The 15,403-nt window shown below is 67.0% G+C and carries 15 protein-coding genes; 9 read left to right on the plus strand and 6 right to left on the minus strand.

Going from position 1 to position 15,403, the window contains the following annotated elements:
* Positions 1-31: 31 nt before the first annotated feature.
* Both RI032_RS05385 and RI032_RS05390 read right to left on the minus strand, forming a co-directional pair.
* Complete coding sequence (locus RI032_RS05385; RefSeq protein ID WP_322547954.1) at positions 32-703, minus strand: DUF7716 domain-containing protein; 672 nt, start codon at positions 701-703, stop codon at positions 32-34.
* Entirely contained in the window at positions 700-2,118 is a 1,419-nt protein-coding gene (locus RI032_RS05390) for an MFS transporter (protein ID WP_057503659.1), read from the minus strand. The genes RI032_RS05385 and RI032_RS05390 overlap by 4 nt, the downstream gene beginning before the upstream one ends.
* Positions 2,119-2,224: 106 nt before the next feature.
* Between RI032_RS05390 and RI032_RS05395 the strand changes: the two genes are divergently transcribed.
* Positions 2,225-3,109 (plus strand): LysR family transcriptional regulator, encoded by an 885-nt coding sequence (locus RI032_RS05395; RefSeq protein WP_019337039.1) that lies wholly within the window; start codon positions 2,225-2,227, stop codon positions 3,107-3,109.
* Positions 3,110-3,180: 71 nt separating this feature from the next.
* Here RI032_RS05395 and pip read toward each other — a convergent pair whose 3' ends face one another.
* Both pip and prmC read right to left on the minus strand, forming a co-directional pair.
* On the minus strand, positions 3,181-4,122 hold the full coding sequence (pip, locus tag RI032_RS05400) for a prolyl aminopeptidase (protein WP_014646006.1): 942 nt from the start codon (positions 4,120-4,122) through the stop codon (positions 3,181-3,183).
* A gap of 48 nt (positions 4,123-4,170) precedes the next feature.
* Entirely contained in the window at positions 4,171-5,028 is an 858-nt protein-coding gene (gene prmC / locus RI032_RS05405; RefSeq protein WP_322547955.1) for a peptide chain release factor N(5)-glutamine methyltransferase, read from the minus strand.
* A gap of 353 nt (positions 5,029-5,381) precedes the next feature.
* On the opposite strand from prmC, the gene ahpC reads away from it, so the two are divergent.
* From ahpC to RI032_RS05430, 5 genes are all read left to right on the plus strand, one after another.
* A complete protein-coding gene (ahpC, locus tag RI032_RS05410) occupies positions 5,382-5,945 on the plus strand; it encodes an alkyl hydroperoxide reductase subunit C (protein ID WP_005408159.1) in 564 nt (187 codons plus the stop codon).
* Between the two features lie 225 nt (positions 5,946-6,170).
* Positions 6,171-7,763, plus strand: coding sequence for an alkyl hydroperoxide reductase subunit F (ahpF, locus tag RI032_RS05415; RefSeq protein WP_043398119.1), 1,593 nt, complete (start codon positions 6,171-6,173; stop codon positions 7,761-7,763).
* A gap of 85 nt (positions 7,764-7,848) precedes the next feature.
* Positions 7,849-8,811: a LysR substrate-binding domain-containing protein gene (locus tag RI032_RS05420; protein ID WP_010481807.1), complete on the plus strand. Its 963-nt coding sequence runs from the start codon at positions 7,849-7,851 to the stop codon at positions 8,809-8,811.
* A 123-nt stretch (positions 8,812-8,934) separates the two neighbouring features.
* Positions 8,935-9,339, plus strand: coding sequence for a nucleoside diphosphate kinase regulator (rnk, locus tag RI032_RS05425; protein WP_005408156.1), 405 nt, complete (start codon positions 8,935-8,937; stop codon positions 9,337-9,339).
* A gap of 50 nt (positions 9,340-9,389) precedes the next feature.
* The gene (locus RI032_RS05430; RefSeq protein WP_010481808.1) at positions 9,390-10,346 is read left to right on the plus strand and encodes a transaldolase; all 957 of its coding nucleotides are present in this window, start codon (positions 9,390-9,392) and stop codon (positions 10,344-10,346) included.
* 647 nt (positions 10,347-10,993) lie between these two features.
* Here RI032_RS05430 and msrA read toward each other — a convergent pair.
* Together msrA and RI032_RS05440 are read right to left on the minus strand one after the other, a co-directional pair.
* Positions 10,994-11,659, minus strand: a complete 666-nt coding sequence (gene msrA, locus RI032_RS05435; protein WP_322548261.1) for a peptide-methionine (S)-S-oxide reductase MsrA — start codon at positions 11,657-11,659, stop codon at positions 10,994-10,996.
* A 30-nt stretch (positions 11,660-11,689) separates the two neighbouring features.
* Complete coding sequence (locus RI032_RS05440) at positions 11,690-11,953, minus strand: putative signal transducing protein (protein WP_010481810.1); 264 nt, start codon at positions 11,951-11,953, stop codon at positions 11,690-11,692.
* A 154-nt stretch (positions 11,954-12,107) separates the two neighbouring features.
* On the opposite strand from RI032_RS05440, the gene RI032_RS05445 reads away from it, so the two are divergent.
* The 3 genes from RI032_RS05445 to RI032_RS05455 are packed head-to-tail and all read left to right on the plus strand — an operon-like array spanning position 12,108 to position 15,326.
* On the plus strand, positions 12,108-13,856 hold the full coding sequence (locus RI032_RS05445; protein ID WP_019337032.1) for a glutamine--tRNA ligase/YqeY domain fusion protein: 1,749 nt from the start codon (positions 12,108-12,110) through the stop codon (positions 13,854-13,856).
* 43 nt (positions 13,857-13,899) lie between these two features.
* A complete protein-coding gene (locus RI032_RS05450) occupies positions 13,900-14,553 on the plus strand; it encodes a membrane protein (RefSeq protein ID WP_049453809.1) in 654 nt (217 codons plus the stop codon).
* Between the two features lie 50 nt (positions 14,554-14,603).
* Complete coding sequence (locus tag RI032_RS05455) at positions 14,604-15,326, plus strand: DUF6348 family protein (RefSeq protein ID WP_010481815.1); 723 nt, start codon at positions 14,604-14,606, stop codon at positions 15,324-15,326.
* Positions 15,327-15,403 lie beyond the last annotated feature (77 nt).

A 15,403-nucleotide genomic window follows, 5' to 3' on the forward strand; every position in this document is an offset into this window, starting at 1 on the left:
GCAACGGAATGCCGCCGGGCATGGCCCGGCGCTACCGCAGCGTAGGCGCGTCCATCCACGGGAACGGTTTGAAACCCTGAACCTGCAGCGTTGCGCCGACGGCGGTGAAATCATCCTTGAACGCCTGCGCGCGGCGACGATCCAGCGCTTTACCCAGCACCAGCGGCAACGCGCGGCAGCACGCCAACGCCTCGCCCACCGGAATCTCCAGCAGGCGCGCCACGCGCTGGGCTGCGGCTTTGATCTGCTCCTCCGGGCACGCTCCCAGCGTCAGATCGAAGGACGCGAAGATGCCTGTGCCCACACCCGCCGCGCGCGCAGCCACCTGTTCCGCAGCTTCCGCTTCGGCCAGGGCCTCGTCGATACCCTCGACCTGCTGGAACGCGTCGTACTCGGCGTAGTACGCCAGCGCCTGTGCGTAGTCCTGCAGCGACGACAGCGGGCGTTGCCGCTTCTGCACATCCAGCACGTCGGCAAACGTCGCCGGTTCCAGATACGGGAACAGCCCCATCGCTGCCGAAGCGGCCGATCGCTCGCCATCGTCATCCAGCGCTTCATCACTGGATGACGGCAACCACAGCCGTGCCGCCAGCAGGTCCTCGTCGCTGGCCATCACCCAGCCGAAGGCGTTCCACACCTCATCATCATCGTTGCAGGCGGCGAAGGCATGCAGGGTCTGTCGCAGGTCCAGCAGTTCGATCATGCGTCGGTGCTCAGGCAGGCGGTCGCTGCCGAGTCTACCGGCGCCGGGCGCAGGCCCAGCGCGATCACCACGCCGAGCGCGGCGAACAGCGCGGCGCCGTACTGTGCATTGACCATGCCCTGCAGGGCATCGGGACTGGTTGCTGCCTGCGTGCCGCGCGCGGCGTTGGCGATCATCACCAGTACCGCCAATCCCAAGGCGCCGCCGATCTGCTGGGCGGTGGCCGCCATGCCGGACGCGACACCTTGCTGCGGTCCCGGCACCCCCTGCCCGGCCACGATCCACATCGCCGTCCAGCTCATGCCCTGGCCGATGCTGAGCACCACGATGCCCGGCAGCAGCGGCCAGTAGCCGGCGCCATGCGGCATTGCCAGCGCCACCGCGGCGATGCCGATGGCACCGGCGGCGAAGCCCCGGGCCAGCACCTGCCGTGGCGAACGGCGCCGCAGCATGCGTTCGGCAATACGGATGCCGAAGGTGCACACCAGCGTCGGCAGCAGGAACGCCATGCCAGCCTGCAGCGGGCTCCAGCCATAGCCATCCTGGAAGTACAGCGCCAGGAAGTAGTACTGCACGCCGTAGCTGCTCATGAAGGCAAAGGTCAGGCCCAGTGCCGCGCGCAGGCCGGGCAGGCGCAGCAGCGAAAACTGCATCAGCGGATCACGGCTGCGCTTCTCGATCTGCACGAACACGGTCAGCAGTACCGCTGAAAGCAGCAGGCAGATGAGCGTGGCCGGCGCCGTCCAGCCCCACTCCGGCCCTTGCACCAGGGTGGTAACCAGCAGGCTGCCGCCGGCGGTGACGGTGAGGCAGCCGGCCAGGTCGAATGAACGCCCCTGCACGCGTGGACCATCGGCCGGCAGCCACGCACCGGCGGCGACGGCGCAGGCGGTGGCCAACGGCACGATCACCGCCAGCACCGCCGGCCAGCCGAATGCCTGGGTCAATACGCCCCCCAGAAGCGTGCCCAGCGCCAGGCCGACAGCGCTGGCCATGCTCCAGATCGCCAGCGCGCGGTTGCGCACCGGGCCTTCGGCGTACAGCGTGTTGATCAATGCCAGCGTAGCCGGGAACAGCAGCGCCGCACCGACGCCCTGTGCGGCACGCGCGATGATCAGCAGGGTCGCATTCGGCGCCAGCGCACCAAGCAGCGAGGCCAGTGCGAACAGCAGCATGCCCAGCCGGTAGAAACGGCGGCGGCCGACCAGGTCGGCGGCACGGCCCCCCAGCAGCAGGCTGCCGCCGAAGGCGACGGTGTAGGCACTGACCACCCATTGCAGCTGCTGCGCATTGATCTGCAGCGCGCGGCCCATGTCGTGCAGGGCGACGAAGATGATGGTGGCGTCCAGGGCGATGATCAGCTGCGCGGCGGCCAGCAGGGTCAGCGCCCAGCGCGGGTATTTGAGGGGAGGCATCGGCGGGTTGGAGCGGTGGGGGGAGCGCAGTCTCATTGATGCGGGCAACTCAATAAACCCCCTGCCGCCCATATCTGTCATGATTTTCAACATGAATGCAGCCTCGATGGACCTCAATGCGGTGCGCATGCTGGTGCAGGTCGCCGAAGCACGCAGCTTCACGGTGGCCGCCGGCCAGCTCGGCCTGAGCCAGTCCGGCCTGTCCCGCGCGATCGGCCGGCTGGAGGCCACGCTGGGGGTGAAGCTGCTGCAGCGGAACACCCGCAACGTGGCGCTGACCCCGGATGGCCGCCAGTTCGTGGAACAGGTGGCCCCTCTGCTGGCCGGCCTGGACGATGCCGAGCGGCAACTGGCCGACCGCCCGTGCACGCCCTCGGGCACGTTGAAGATCAGTGCGCCGTCGATGTTCGGGCGCAAGGTGCTGGTGCCGATGCTGGCGCCGTTGCTGCAACAGCATCCGCAGCTGCAGGTGGAAGCCGTGCTCAGCGACCGCCTGGTCGATCTGGTTGAAGAAGGTTTCGATGCCGCGCTGCGCACCGGCGTCATCGCCGACCAGCGCATCGTCGCGCGGCCCTTGCGGCCGCTGCGCTGGGTGACAGTGGCCAGCCCCGCCTATCTGGCCCGCTGTGGCGCACCGGGCGATGTAGCCTCGCTGCAGGATCACGCCTGCCTGGCGGTGCGCAACCTGCGCAGTGGCCGGCTGGTGGACTGGCAGTTCCTGCAGGACGGGCAACTGCGTGAGGTCACACCACCGACGCGGATGGTGTTCGACAGCGGCGATCCGCTGGTGGAAGCGGCCATCGCCGGTATCGGCATCGTGCAGGTGATGGATTTCGCGGTGGCCGATGCGTTGGCCGACGGCCGCCTGCAGCGCGTGCTGCAGCCCTTCGAGGGCCGCAGCCGCGAACTGTCGTTGATCTACCCGCCGTCGCGCCAGCATTCGCCGAAGCTGCAGGTGCTGGCCGACGCGTTGCTGGCGGGGGATTGGTAGCGCCGGCCGCTGGCCGGCGTCTGCGCGATCCAACCCTTTCCCGGTTGCCGGCCAGCGGCCGGCACTACCGATCAGGCAAAGCTATCGGTGGCGCGTACCAGCGCATCCACGTTCTCGGCCTCGAACGCCGAGTGGCCCGAGGCCGGGGTGATTTCCAGCTTCGCCTTCGGCCACACCTTGGTCAGGTCCCAGGCGTTGGCCAGCGGGCAGACCACGTCGTAGCGGCCGTGCACGATCACGCCCGGAATATCGGCGATGCGGTGCGCGTCGCGCAGCAGCTGGTCTTCCACTTCGAAGAAGCCGCCGTTGACGAAGTAGTGGTTCTCGATGCGGGCAAACGCCAGGGCGAAATGCGGGTCTTCGTGGCTGTTGATGAAGTCGTCATCGACATGCAGGAAGCTGGTCGCGCCTTCCCACACCGCCCACGCCTTGGCCGCTTCCAGGCGGGTGGTTTCGTCGTCGCTGGTCAGGCGGCGGTGGAAGGCCGAGATCAGGTCATGACGCTCCACCGACGGGATCGGCTTGAGGTAGTGCTCCCACGCATCCGGGAACAGGCGGTTGGCGCCTTCCTGGTAGAACCATTCCAGCTCCCAGCGGCGCAGCATGAAGATGCCGCGCAGGACCAGTTCGGTCACGCGCTGCGGGTGGGTTTCGGCATAGGCCAGGGCCAGGGTCGAACCCCAGCTGCCACCGAACACCTGCCAGCGATCGACCTTGAGGTGTTCGCGCAGCTTCTCGATATCGGCAACGAGGTCCCAGGTGGTGTTGTCCACCAGGTCCGCGTGCGGGGTGGAACGGCCGGCACCGCGCTGGTCAAACAGGATGATGCGGTACTTGGACGGGTCGTGGAACTGGCGCATCTTGTCGCTGCAGCCGCCGCCCGGGCCACCGTGCAGCATCACCACCGGCTTGCCATCCGGGTTGCCGCACTGTTCGAAGTACAGGGTGTGGCGATCGTCGACCTTCAGGGTGCCGACGTCGTAGGGGGTGATGGCGGGGTACAGCGTACGCATGCGTGCAGCTCCAGGGTGATGCCCTGCCGGGGCAGGAGAACCTCCATTCTAGGCCGGACGCCGGCCCAGGGTGATGCGGTCGCGCTGCTCCAGGTCCTGCACGGTCTGCACCTCGACAAAACCCGCGGCGTCGAACAGCGCGCGGATCGCCTCGCCCTGGTCCCAACCGTGCTCGATCAGCAGCCAACCATCAGGCAGCAGGTGGGCCTGGCCACCGTCGACGATGCGGCGGATGTCATCCAGGCCATCCGGACCCGAGGCCAGCGCGGTGGCCGGTTCGAAGCGCAGGTCACCCTGTTCCAGGTGCGGGTCGTCGCTGGCGATGTACGGTGGGTTGCTGGCAATCAGGTCGAAACGCGCGCCCTGCAGCGGCGCATACCAGTCGTGCCTGCCCTCGGCGAAGCGCACGTTGCGCAGTTCATGGCGCGCGGCGTTGCGCTTGGCCACGGCCAGCGCGCCCGGGCTGGCATCGGTGGCCAGCACCTGCGCCTGCGGCCGCTCGCTGGCCAGCGCCAAGGCGATCGCACCGCTGCCGGTGCCGAGGTCGGCCACCTGCAGGTCGCGATTGGCCGGCAGGCGCTCGAGCGCCAGTTCCACCAGCAGCTCGGTTTCCGGGCGCGGAATCAGCGTGGCCGGGTCGACCTCCAGGTCCAGCGTCCAGAAACCGCGGCGGCCGGTCAGGTAGGCCACCGGCTCACCGGCCACGCGGCGGGCCAGCAGTGCTTCGAAGGTGGCCTGATCGGTGGACGGCAGCGGGTCGGTGGCGTGCGCGAACAACCAGCTGCGCGGGCGCTCCAGTACGTGCAGCAGCAGCAGTTCGGCCTCGTGGCGGGCGTCGATGCCGCCCAGGCGGGCGCTGGCCTCGGCCACGATCTGGCGCAGGGTGGGTTCGGTTTGGGAAGACATGCCTCAATTGTAGAGCCGAGCCCATGCTCGGCTGCTTCTGGGACAGCCGAGCGTGGGCTCGGCTCTACAGATACGCAACCGAGCGTAGGCTCGGCTCTACAACAGCGGAATCCGTTCAGGTTCTGGCGAACGGAATAAGGACGGGCTATCGGCCGCATTCACCTGCCGGGAAAGATTTTCCTTGTCATACAGGCAGTTGCAGGATGGGAGCGGCATGGTTCAGTGCTGGCTCATGGCCCTTTGATAGACTCCATCTATCAAATAGATGCAATCAATGGATTGTTCTTATCGCCAGCGAGTCGGTAACCTAGCTCCTGTCGATTCACCCACTCCCCTTCACCAGAGGAAAAACGATGTCCCTGATCAACACCCAGATCCAGCCGTTCGAAGCCAACGCTTACCACAATGGCGAGTTCATCAAGGTTTCCGACGCCAGCCTGAAGGGCCAGTGGTCCGTCCTGATCTTCATGCCGGCCGCCTTCACCTTCAACTGCCCGACCGAGATCGAGGACGCGGCTGACCATTACGCCGAGTTCAAGAAGGCCGGCGCCGAGGTCTACATCGTCACCACCGACACCCACTTCTCGCACAAGGTGTGGCACGAAACCTCGCCGGCCGTCGGCAAGGCCCAGTTCCCGCTGGTCGGCGACCCGACCCACCAGCTGACCAATGCCTTCGGCGTGCACATTCCGGAAGAAGGCCTGGCCCTGCGCGGCACCTTCATCATCAACCCGGAAGGCGTGATCAAGACCCTGGAGATCCACTCCAACGAGATCGCCCGTGACGTGTCCGAGACCCTGCGCAAGCTGAAGGCTGCCCAGTTCACCGCCGCCAACCCGAACCAGGTCTGCCCGGCCAAGTGGAAGGAAGGCGAGAAGACCCTGACCCCGTCGCTGGACCTGGTCGGCAAGATCTAACGCAGTACCGGCCTGCCGTGGCCCCACGCCACGGCGCGCCTTTCATCCCCGTGCCGGTCCCCCCGCCGGCGTGGGGGTGAACCCAAGACAGCCAACGCGCGCCAGCCTTGGCCAGCCAGCCCCTTCCACGGTCGCTGTCTTGGGTTCACCCCTACCCCCTGCTGGTCCGCTACCTTCTACAGCGGTGCCACGCCCCCTGTTTGCCTGAAGCCAGGAGATGACCCGATGTTGGACGCCAACCTGCAGTCGCAGCTGAAGACCTATCTGGAGCGCGTGACCCGCCCGATCCAGATCACCGCGCACGCCGACGACGGCGCCAAGTCGCAGGAAATGCTGGAACTGCTGCAGACCCTGGAAAGCCTGTCGGACAAGATCTCGCTGCAGGTGCTGCGTGACGGCCAGGGCCGAGTGCCCTCGTTCGACCTGGGCACGCCGGGCCAGGATATCCACCTGACCTTCGCCGGCCTGCCGATGGGCCACGAGTTCACCTCGCTGGTGCTGGCCCTGCTGCAGGTGGGCGGCCACCCGTCCAAGGCCACCGCCGAGCTGATCGAGCAGGTGCAGAACCTGGAAGGCGAGTACCGGTTCGAAACCTACTTCTCGCTGTCCTGCCAGAACTGCCCGGACGTGGTGCAGGCGCTGAACCTGGCGGCGGTGCTCAACCCGCGCATCCAGCACGTGGCCATCGACGGTGCCCTGTTCCAGGACGAAGTCGAGAAGCGCGAGATCATGTCGGTGCCGACCGTTTACCTCAACGGTGAAGTGTTCGACCAGGGCCGCATGACCCTCGAGCAGATCGTGGCCAAGCTGGACACCAATGCCAGCAAGCGCGATGCCGAGAAGATCGCCGCCAAGGACGCCTTCGACGTGCTGGTGGTGGGCGGAGGCCCGGCTGGTGCGGCAGCAGCGATCTACGCCGCACGCAAGGGCATCCGCACCGGCATCGCCGCCGAGCGTTTCGGTGGCCAGGTGCTGGACACCATGGCGATCGAGAACTTCATTTCGGTGAAGGAGACCGAAGGCCCGAAGCTGGCCACGGCGCTGGAACAGCACGTGCGCGAGTACGAGGTGGACATCATGAACCTGCAGCGCGCCAGCGCGCTGGTGCCGGCCGGTGAAGACGGCCTGGTGCAGGTGCAGCTGGAGAACGGCGCGGTGCTGAAGTCGCGTTCGGTGATCCTGTCCACCGGCGCACGCTGGCGGCAGATGAACGTGCCGGGCGAGGACCAGTACCGCAACAAGGGCGTGGCCTACTGCCCGCATTGCGATGGCCCGCTGTTCAAGGGCAAGCGCGTGGCGGTGATCGGCGGCGGCAACTCCGGCGTGGAAGCGGCCATCGACCTGGCCGGCATCGTGTCGCATGTGACCCTGCTGGAATTCGATTCCAGCCTGCGCGCCGATGAAGTACTGCAGAAGAAGCTGCGCAGCCTGGCCAACGTCACCGTGCTGACCAGCGCGCAGACCACCGAGGTGCTGGGCGACGGCAGCCGTGTCACCGGCCTGGTCTACAAGGACCGCGTCGGCGGCGACGCCCACCGCGTCGAGCTGGAAGGCATCTTCGTGCAGATCGGCCTGCTGCCCAACACCGAGTGGCTGAAGGACACCGTGGCGCTGTCGCCGCGTGGCGAGGTCGTCATCGACGACCGCGGCCAGACCAACCTGCCGGGTGTGTTCGCTGCTGGCGATTGCACGACGGTACCCTACAAGCAGATCATCATCGCCATGGGCGCCGGTTCGACCGCCGCACTGAGCGCGTTCGACCACCTGATCCGCTCGTCGGTGAGCAGCAGCAGCGGTGCCGTTGCTGAAGCGGCCTGATCCACCGTTCCCAGATCACCGGGAACATTGTCTGCCTGTCGGGTAACCACGCCGTCAGCCGGTCCGTTACCCCTGGGGTGTAAGGATGAACCTACGTGATCTGAAGTACCTGGTAGCCCTGGCCGACCACAAGCATTTCGGCCGGGCTGCCGCCTCCTGCTTCGTCAGCCAGCCAACGCTGTCCACGCAGATCCGCAAGCTGGAAGAAGAGCTGGGCCTGCCGCTGGTGGAACGCGCACCGCGCAAGGTGATGCTGACCCCGGCCGGCCAGGAGGCTGCCGCGCGGGCGCGGGTGATCGTGTCCGAAGTGGAACAGCTGAAGGAAGCGGCGCGACGCAGCCGCGACCCGGAAGCCGGTACGGTGCGCCTGGGGATCTTCCCGACCCTGGGCCCGTACCTGCTGCCGCATGTGATCCCGCGCATCCGCGATCGCTTCCCGGAGCTGGAACTGCTGCTGGTCGAGGAAAAGAGCGATGTGCTGCTCGACCGCCTGCGCGAAGGCAAACTCGATGCTGCGCTGCTGGCCCTGCCGGTGATCGACGACCAGCTGCACGCCGAGTTCCTGTTCGAAGAACCGTTCCTGCTGGCTGTTTCCGGGCGCCACCCGCTGGCCCGTCGCGAACACCTGGATGTGCAGGAACTGGCCACGCAGAAGCTGCTGCTGCTGGAAGACGGGCATTGCCTGCGCGACCAGGCACTGGAAGTCTGCCGCCTGTTCGGTGCCAACGAGAAGTCCGAGTTCCGCGCCACCAGCCTGGAGACGCTGCGGCAGATGGTTGCCGCCGACGTCGGCATCACTCTGCTGCCGAGCCTGTCGGTGCAACCGCCGGTCCCGCGCTCGAACAACATCCGCCTGCTCGATTTCACCGGCGAAGGCCGTCCCAGCCGCCGCATCGCCATGATCTGGCGCCGCAGCTCGGCCATGAACGACTTCCTGATGGAGCTGGCCGACCAGTTCAAGCGCCTGCCGCAGGCGCTGTTCACCCTGGAGGCGGTCAACACCGCCGGCGACACTGCCGCCCTGCCCGGCCCCGCGCTGAACGGCTGAGCCCCCGCAGTACCGGCCTGGAATCGGCAGGAGTCGATTCCGGCCGCATTTGTCCCCACAATACAGACAGGCGGCGCCAGCAGGTGCCGCCTTTTGCATGGCTTTCAACCAAGGAGCTTCACCATGAGTACCGCCAGCGGCCTGCCGCCGTCGATCACCGTTTCCACCTTCGACATGGACCGCCTGGACGCCATGCTCGAATCCCCTGCGCTGAGCCAGACGCCTGCCGCGCTCGCGCTTGCTGAAGAACTCAACCGTGCCACCGTGCTGGCACCGGACCAGATTCCCGAAGGCATCGTCATGATGCATTCGCGCGTGGAGTGCGAAGATGAAGTCTCGGGCGAGAAGCACGTCCTGACCCTGGTCTTCCCCCGCGAAGCCAACGTCGATGAAGGCAAGGTTTCCGTGCTGGCCCCGGTCGGCAGTGCCCTGCTCGGCCTTTCGATCGGCCAGAGCATCGACTGGAACGCGCCCGGCGGCCGCAAGCTGCGCCTGCGCGTGACCGCGGTCCACAACGACCGCCCCTGATTACCGCTGCGCACCGCGCGCGATTCGATCCCCCTGCACCAGGAGCCGTAATGAGTACCCCGTCCAAACTGTCCCAGCTGCGCGAACTGTCCGTGGTCGTTGCCGATACCGGTGACTACGACGCCATCAAGCGCCTGCAGCCGGTGGACTGCACCACCAACCCGACCCTGGTGAAGAAGGCGCTGGACCTGCCGGTCTACGCCGAGCTGATCGAACGCGAACTGGCCTGGGGCCGCCAGCAGAGTGGCGACCGCGAAGCCGTGGTGCATGCCGTGGCCGACCGCCTGACCATCGGCGTCGGCGCGCTGCTGAGCACGCTGGTGCCGGGCCGCGTGTCCACCGAAGTGGATGCCGACCAGGCTTACGACACCGCCGCCACCGTGGCCAAGGCCCGCCAGTTCATCCAGATGTACGCTGATGCAGGCGTGCCGCGCGAGAAGATCCTGATCAAGATCGCCGCGACCTGGGAAGGCGTGGAAGCCGCGCGCATCCTGCAGGCCGAGGGTATCGACTGCAACCTGACCCTGATCTTCAACCCGACCCAGGCGCTGGCCTGCAGCGAAGCCGGCGCGTTCCTGATCTCGCCGTTCGTCGGCCGCATCCTCGATTGGTACGTGGCCAACGGCCAGACCCCGGCCAGCATCGACGAGGACCCGGGCGTGAAGTTCGTGCGTGGCGTGTATGCCGAATTCAAGCGTCGCGGTTCGTCGACGGTGGTGATGGGTGCCTCGTTCCGTTCGACCGCGCAGATCGAAGCACTGGCCGGCTGCGACCGCCTGACGATTTCGCCGGACCTGCTGGAGAAGCTGGACGCCGACCACGGCGAGCTGCCGCGCAAGCTGGTGGCCGGTGCCGCCGATGGCGTGGCGGTGACCCCGATCGATGCGGCGAAGTTCGCGGCGGATCTGGCGGCCGATCCGATGGCGACCGAGAAGCTGGCGACCGGCATCGAGGCGTTTGCCAAGGATCTGGAAGCACTGCGCGAGCGGATCCGCGCGGCACTGTGAGGATTCCGGCCAACGGCTGAGCCCCTCGTGGCGGGGGGCTTGGTCGCGAAGAGCGGGTCATGTGGTTGGCAGGGTGGGTAGGCCGTGCAGGGGGCGCTGCAAGTACGTCCCTGTAAGCTCGGTCGCCGCATCCATGCGGCTCACGCCCCTGCACGGCCTACCCACCCTGCCTTCGACAATTTCCTGCTGCCGCCCGCCACGGAAGAAAGAAAGAAGAGCAAAAGCGGGTCGCGCGCTTCGCTTGCTCGGAGCCGAGCATGGCTCGGCTCTACAAGGGCAATGCAGGACCAAACAAAAAGGACGCGGCGAAGGCCGCGTCCTTTTTGTTTTTCTTAAGTTCGTCAGTAACCCATGCTCTCGTCCACCGTCACCGAGAAACTGTCGAAGGTGGGACGGGGGCGGCTGGCAGGACCGTTGGCGCCATGGGCCCGAGGCATGCCTCGGGCGGGTTGGGCAGGACGCCCAACCCCGGTCTTGCCGTGTGCGCAGGACAGCGCACACGAGCAAGGCGCCATCGAGCCCCCATGGACGGGTTTACGGCGTGTCCTGCCAGCCGCCCCCGTCCCGCCCAACCATCAGCAACCCAGAGCCGCTTTGGCTGTTGACGTTGATTTTGACGTTGCCCGCCGCAGGCGGACCACCGCGCGTCAGCGCGGCGCCTCCACATCCAACCCGATCGGGCAGCTCACGCCGGTGCCACCAATCCCGCAGTAACCGTTCGGGTTCTTCGCCAGGTACTGCTGGTGGTAATCCTCGGCGTAGTAATACTCAGGCGCCGGATACACGATCTCGGTGGTGATCGGGCCGTAGCCAGCCGCGTCCAGCTGCGCCTGGTAGACCTCGCGGCTGACCAGCGCTGCCTTGTACTGCGCCTCGTCGGTGGCGTGGATCGCCGAGCGGTACTGGGTGCCGGTGTCGTTGCCCTGGCGCATGCCCTGGGTCGGGTCGTGGCTCTCCCAGAACAGCTGAAGCAGCCGCTCCAGGCTCACCACCGCCGGGTCGAACACCACCTGCACCACTTCGGTGTGGCCGGTCAGGCCCGAGCAGACCTCTTCATAGGTCGGGTTCGGGGTAATGCCGCCGGCATAGCCGACCGAGGTGCTGTACACGCCCGGTTCGGTCCAGAACTTGCGCTCGGCGCCCCAGAAGCAGCCCAGCGCGAAACGGATCTGCTGCAGGCCGGCGAAACGGTCCTTCAGCGGATGGCTGTTCACGAAGTGCTGGTTGCTGTGCAGCGGCAGCGGTTGGTCACGCCCCGGCAGTGCTTCTTCCGGGCGCGGCAGGCGCTGCTTGAAGGCGCCGATGCCGAGGATGCCCTGGCCAATTCCCAACATGATGCGCTCCTACGCCGGAAGTCCGGCTATGTCGTCTGCATCTGAGATGGGGGCGTCCGGTGCGTGGCCCAAGTCCAGCGCCGCCACGATGTCCTCGGCCTGCGGCCGCGCCGCGTCGGGGATGCCCACCCGCAGCACGCCGAACAGCGGCAGCTCGCCCATGCCACCCAGCAGCGACTCGCCGAACACGAAGGCCGGGATGCCGGCATCTTCCAGCGCGTGCTTGACCAGGTGGGCGTCGAACAGGTTGTCGGCCTTGTACACGATGTGCATGCGGCGGCTCCATGGGACATGGGGTCCAGCATACGCCCGGGGGCTGAATGGTGGTGGTGACGGCGCGTGACCATTCCGCCGGCCAGCCCTACCGGGCAGCCCTGCCCCGTACGCGCTAGACTGTTGGTCTTTCTGCCTTTCTTTTCGCCGACTCATGTCCGAGCACACCCCCGCCAGCCCCGAGACCCCCGCCGACAGCCACGAAAAGCGCGATTTCATCCGCCAGATCGTGCGCGAGGACCTGGCCAGCGGAAAGCACCAGGCGATCAAGACCCGCTTCCCGCCGGAGCCGAACGGCTACCTGCACATCGGCCACGCCAAGTCGATCTGCCTGAACTTCGGCATCGCCGGTGAATTCAGCGGCGTCTGCAACCTGCGTTTCGACGACACCAACCCGGCCAAGGAAGATCCGGAATACGTGGCCGCGATCCAGGACGACGTGCGCTGGCTGGGCTTCAGCTGGAACGAGCTGCGCCACGCCTCGGACTACTTCCAGACTTATTACCTGGCCGCCGAGAAGCTGATCGAACAGGGCAAGGCCTATGTCTGCGACCTGTCGGCCGAGGAAGTGCGCGCTTACCGCGGCACCCTGACCGAGCCGGGCCGCCCGTCGCCGTGGCGCGACCGCAGCGTCGAGGAAAACCTCGACCTGTTCCGCCGCATGCGGGCCGGTGAATTCCCGGATGGCGCGCGTACCCTGCGCGCCAAGATCGACATGGCCAGCGGCAACATCAACCTGCGCGATCCGGCGCTGTACCGCATCAAGCACGTCGAGCACCAGAACACCGGCAACGCGTGGCCGATCTACCCGATGTACGACTTCGCCCATGCGCTGGGTGATTCGATCGAGGGCATCACCCACTCGTTGTGCACGCTGGAATTCGAAGACCACCGCCCGCTGTACGACTGGTGTGTGGACAACGTCGATTTCGCCCATGACGATGCACTGACCCAACCGCTGGTCGACGCCGGCCTGCCGCGCGAAGCAGCCAAGCCGCGCCAGATCGAGTTCTCGCGCCTGAACATCAACTACACGGTGATGAGCAAGCGCAAGCTGATGGCGCTGGTCACCGAACAGCTGGTGGACGGCTGGGAAGACCCGCGCATGCCGACCCTGCAGGGCCTGCGTCGCCGTGGCTATACCCCTGCGGCGATGCGCCTGTTCGCCGAACGCGTGGGCATCAGCAAGCAGAACTCGCTGATCGACTTCAGCGTGCTGGAAGGCGCGCTGCGCGAAGACCTGGACAGTGCCGCGCCGCGCCGCATGGCGGTGATCGATCCGGTCAAGCTGGTGCTGACCAACCTGCCGGAAGGCCACGAAGAACAGCTGACCTTCAGCAACCACCCGAAGGACGAGAGCTTCGGCAGCCGCGAAGTACCGTTCGCACGCGAAGTGTGGATCGACCGCGAGGACTTCGCCGAAGTGCCGCCGAAGGGCTGGAAGCGCCTGGTGCCGGGTGGCGAAGTGCGCCTGCGCGGCGCCGGCATCATCCGCTGCGACGAAGTGATCAAGGATGCCGACGGCACCATCACCGAGCTGCGCGGCTGGCTGGATCCGGAATCGCGTCCGGGCATGGAAGGCGCCAACCGCAAGGTCAAGGGCACCATCCATTGGGTCAGCGCCGTGCACGGTGTGCCGGCCGAGATCCGCCTGTATGACCGCCTGTTCTCGGTGGCCAATCCGGACGACGAATCGGAAGGCAAGACCTACCGCGACTACCTCAACCCGGAATCGCGCCGCACCGTCACCGGCTATGTCGAGCCGGCCGCGGCCAGCGCCGCGCCGGAGCAGTCGTTCCAGTTCGAGCGTACCGGCTACTTCGTGGCCGACCGCCGCGACCACACCGAGGCCAAGCCGGTGTTCAACCGCAGCGTGACCCTGCGCGACACCTGGTCGGCCTGAGGACCTGCGCGGGCGCCGGGAAGGCGCCCGCACGAACCCTACGATGATCACCGCCCTTTCCGCCCTGCTCTGGTTCATCTCGCAGCATCCGCTGCTGACGTTCTTTTCGGCGATGGTGCTGGCCGGGCTGGTCTCGTGGTGGCGGCGCTTTCCGGGCTACGCCATCGTGGTGTTCCCGCTGGCGATGCTCAACATCTTCCTCGGCCACTTTCTCAACGCCGCCTTCCTCAACGTGGTGGGCGAGCGCGGTGAAGCGGTGATCGTGAAGTCCGAGCGGACCAGCTCGACGATGAACGAGCAGTACATCTGGCGCTACGAAGCGGTACTGCGCACTGCCGAAGGCCGCGATGTGGAAGTGGTGTTCCACACCAACACCGCCTCGCTGTGGCCGCTGGAGAACGCGATCCGCATCCCGGCGCCCGACCAGCCATTCGTGGTGAAGTACACGCCGGGTTTCCCGCGCAACTTCGTCATCCTCACCAACGAATCCCCGCACGGCATCGCCCAGGCCCGTGCCAGTGCGCGCGAGCGCGTGGAGGTGGCGGCACGCAAGCTGCACTTCAGCCCGGGCAATGCCGGTTTCCGCGCGGACTATCGCCGCGAGCTGGAAACCTGGCTGCGCGACCACGGCAACGATCCGCAGCAGCAGCCCGACGCGCTGCGATATCGCGCCGAACTCGACGCGCTCGACCGCTAGATCCCCAGGCCCTGCCTGGATGTTTCACCCCATCCACCCACAGGCCTGACATGACCACGACCTCCGCCGCCCTCCTCCCGCTGCTGCAGCAGGTCCTGCAGGACGCCGGCATCGCCAGTCGCGTCGACGGCGGCGCGCTGCTGCTGGACAGCGGCCTGCGCCTGACACCGCATGCGATGGCGGCACACGCGCGCGACAACGGCGGCTGGCAGACCTCCACGGTCATCGAGATCGAGCACCCCGTGCTGTTCGCCGATGGCCTGTTCGAGTACCAGCACGCCAACGGTGCCGATGAACAGGCGTCGCTGCTGTCCGGCTTCCAGACCTGGGTGCGGGTGGACCTGGCGACCCTGCAGACCGCGATCGGCGCCGAAGATGCACAGGGCCTGCCGATGCTGGGCCTGACCTATCCGGCCAGCGACGACGGCGAGGAACACGAACGCACCGTGGTGCTGGGGCCGTTGGCGCACTACCGCGCGCAGGAGGTGGATGCCTCCACCTGCAGCGAGGACGACCACGGTTCCTGCCCCTGCTGTCTGTTCACCAAGAGCATGGACGCCTTCGACGACCTGCTGAAGGCGCGCCAGTTCCTTGCCATCCGCCTGTTCGCCTCGCGCGACGCCGATGGCCTGTGCGAGGCCGATTGCCGGGTCAACGGCCACGACTTCGCCGGCGCCCTTCCCCTGCTGCGCGCCTACGCGGCCAGCTGGCCGCAGGCCGGGCTGGAATTCCGCAAGCAGTACGTGGTGATCCGTACCGGTTCACCGGGCTGATCCGCCGCCACACCCGATACAGGCCGGTGCAGCTACACTGCGCGCCGGTTTCCCAAGCAACCGCACTTTCCTCCATC

It is taken from the genome of Stenotrophomonas geniculata (assembly GCF_034508895.1).
GTDB lineage: Bacteria > Pseudomonadota > Gammaproteobacteria > Xanthomonadales > Xanthomonadaceae > Stenotrophomonas > Stenotrophomonas geniculata.

Excerpts from the sequence above, each read along its gene's own strand:
- RI032_RS05450 (WP_049453809.1), top strand. The coding sequence starts at position 13,900 with ATGATCACCGCCCTTTCCGCCCTGCTCTGGTTCATCTCGCAGCATCCG.
- RI032_RS05440 (WP_010481810.1), bottom strand. The coding sequence starts at position 11,953 with ATGCACATCGTGTACAAGGCCGACAACCTGTTCGACGCCCACCTGGTC.
- RI032_RS05420 (WP_010481807.1), top strand. The coding sequence starts at position 7,849 with ATGAACCTACGTGATCTGAAGTACCTGGTAGCCCTGGCCGACCACAAG.
- ahpC (WP_005408159.1), top strand. The coding sequence starts at position 5,382 with ATGTCCCTGATCAACACCCAGATCCAGCCGTTCGAAGCCAACGCTTAC.
- RI032_RS05385 (WP_322547954.1), bottom strand. The coding sequence starts at position 703 with ATGATCGAACTGCTGGACCTGCGACAGACCCTGCATGCCTTCGCCGCC.
- ahpF (WP_043398119.1), top strand. The coding sequence starts at position 6,171 with ATGTTGGACGCCAACCTGCAGTCGCAGCTGAAGACCTATCTGGAGCGC.
- RI032_RS05445 (WP_019337032.1), top strand. The coding sequence starts at position 12,108 with ATGTCCGAGCACACCCCCGCCAGCCCCGAGACCCCCGCCGACAGCCAC.
- prmC (WP_322547955.1), bottom strand. The coding sequence starts at position 5,028 with ATGTCTTCCCAAACCGAACCCACCCTGCGCCAGATCGTGGCCGAGGCC.
- RI032_RS05455 (WP_010481815.1), top strand. The coding sequence starts at position 14,604 with ATGACCACGACCTCCGCCGCCCTCCTCCCGCTGCTGCAGCAGGTCCTG.
- RI032_RS05395 (WP_019337039.1), top strand. The coding sequence starts at position 2,225 with ATGGACCTCAATGCGGTGCGCATGCTGGTGCAGGTCGCCGAAGCACGC.
- pip (WP_014646006.1), bottom strand. The coding sequence starts at position 4,122 with ATGCGTACGCTGTACCCCGCCATCACCCCCTACGACGTCGGCACCCTG.
- RI032_RS05390 (WP_057503659.1), bottom strand. The coding sequence starts at position 2,118 with ATGCCTCCCCTCAAATACCCGCGCTGGGCGCTGACCCTGCTGGCCGCC.
- RI032_RS05430 (WP_010481808.1), top strand. The coding sequence starts at position 9,390 with ATGAGTACCCCGTCCAAACTGTCCCAGCTGCGCGAACTGTCCGTGGTC.
- rnk (WP_005408156.1), top strand. The coding sequence starts at position 8,935 with ATGAGTACCGCCAGCGGCCTGCCGCCGTCGATCACCGTTTCCACCTTC.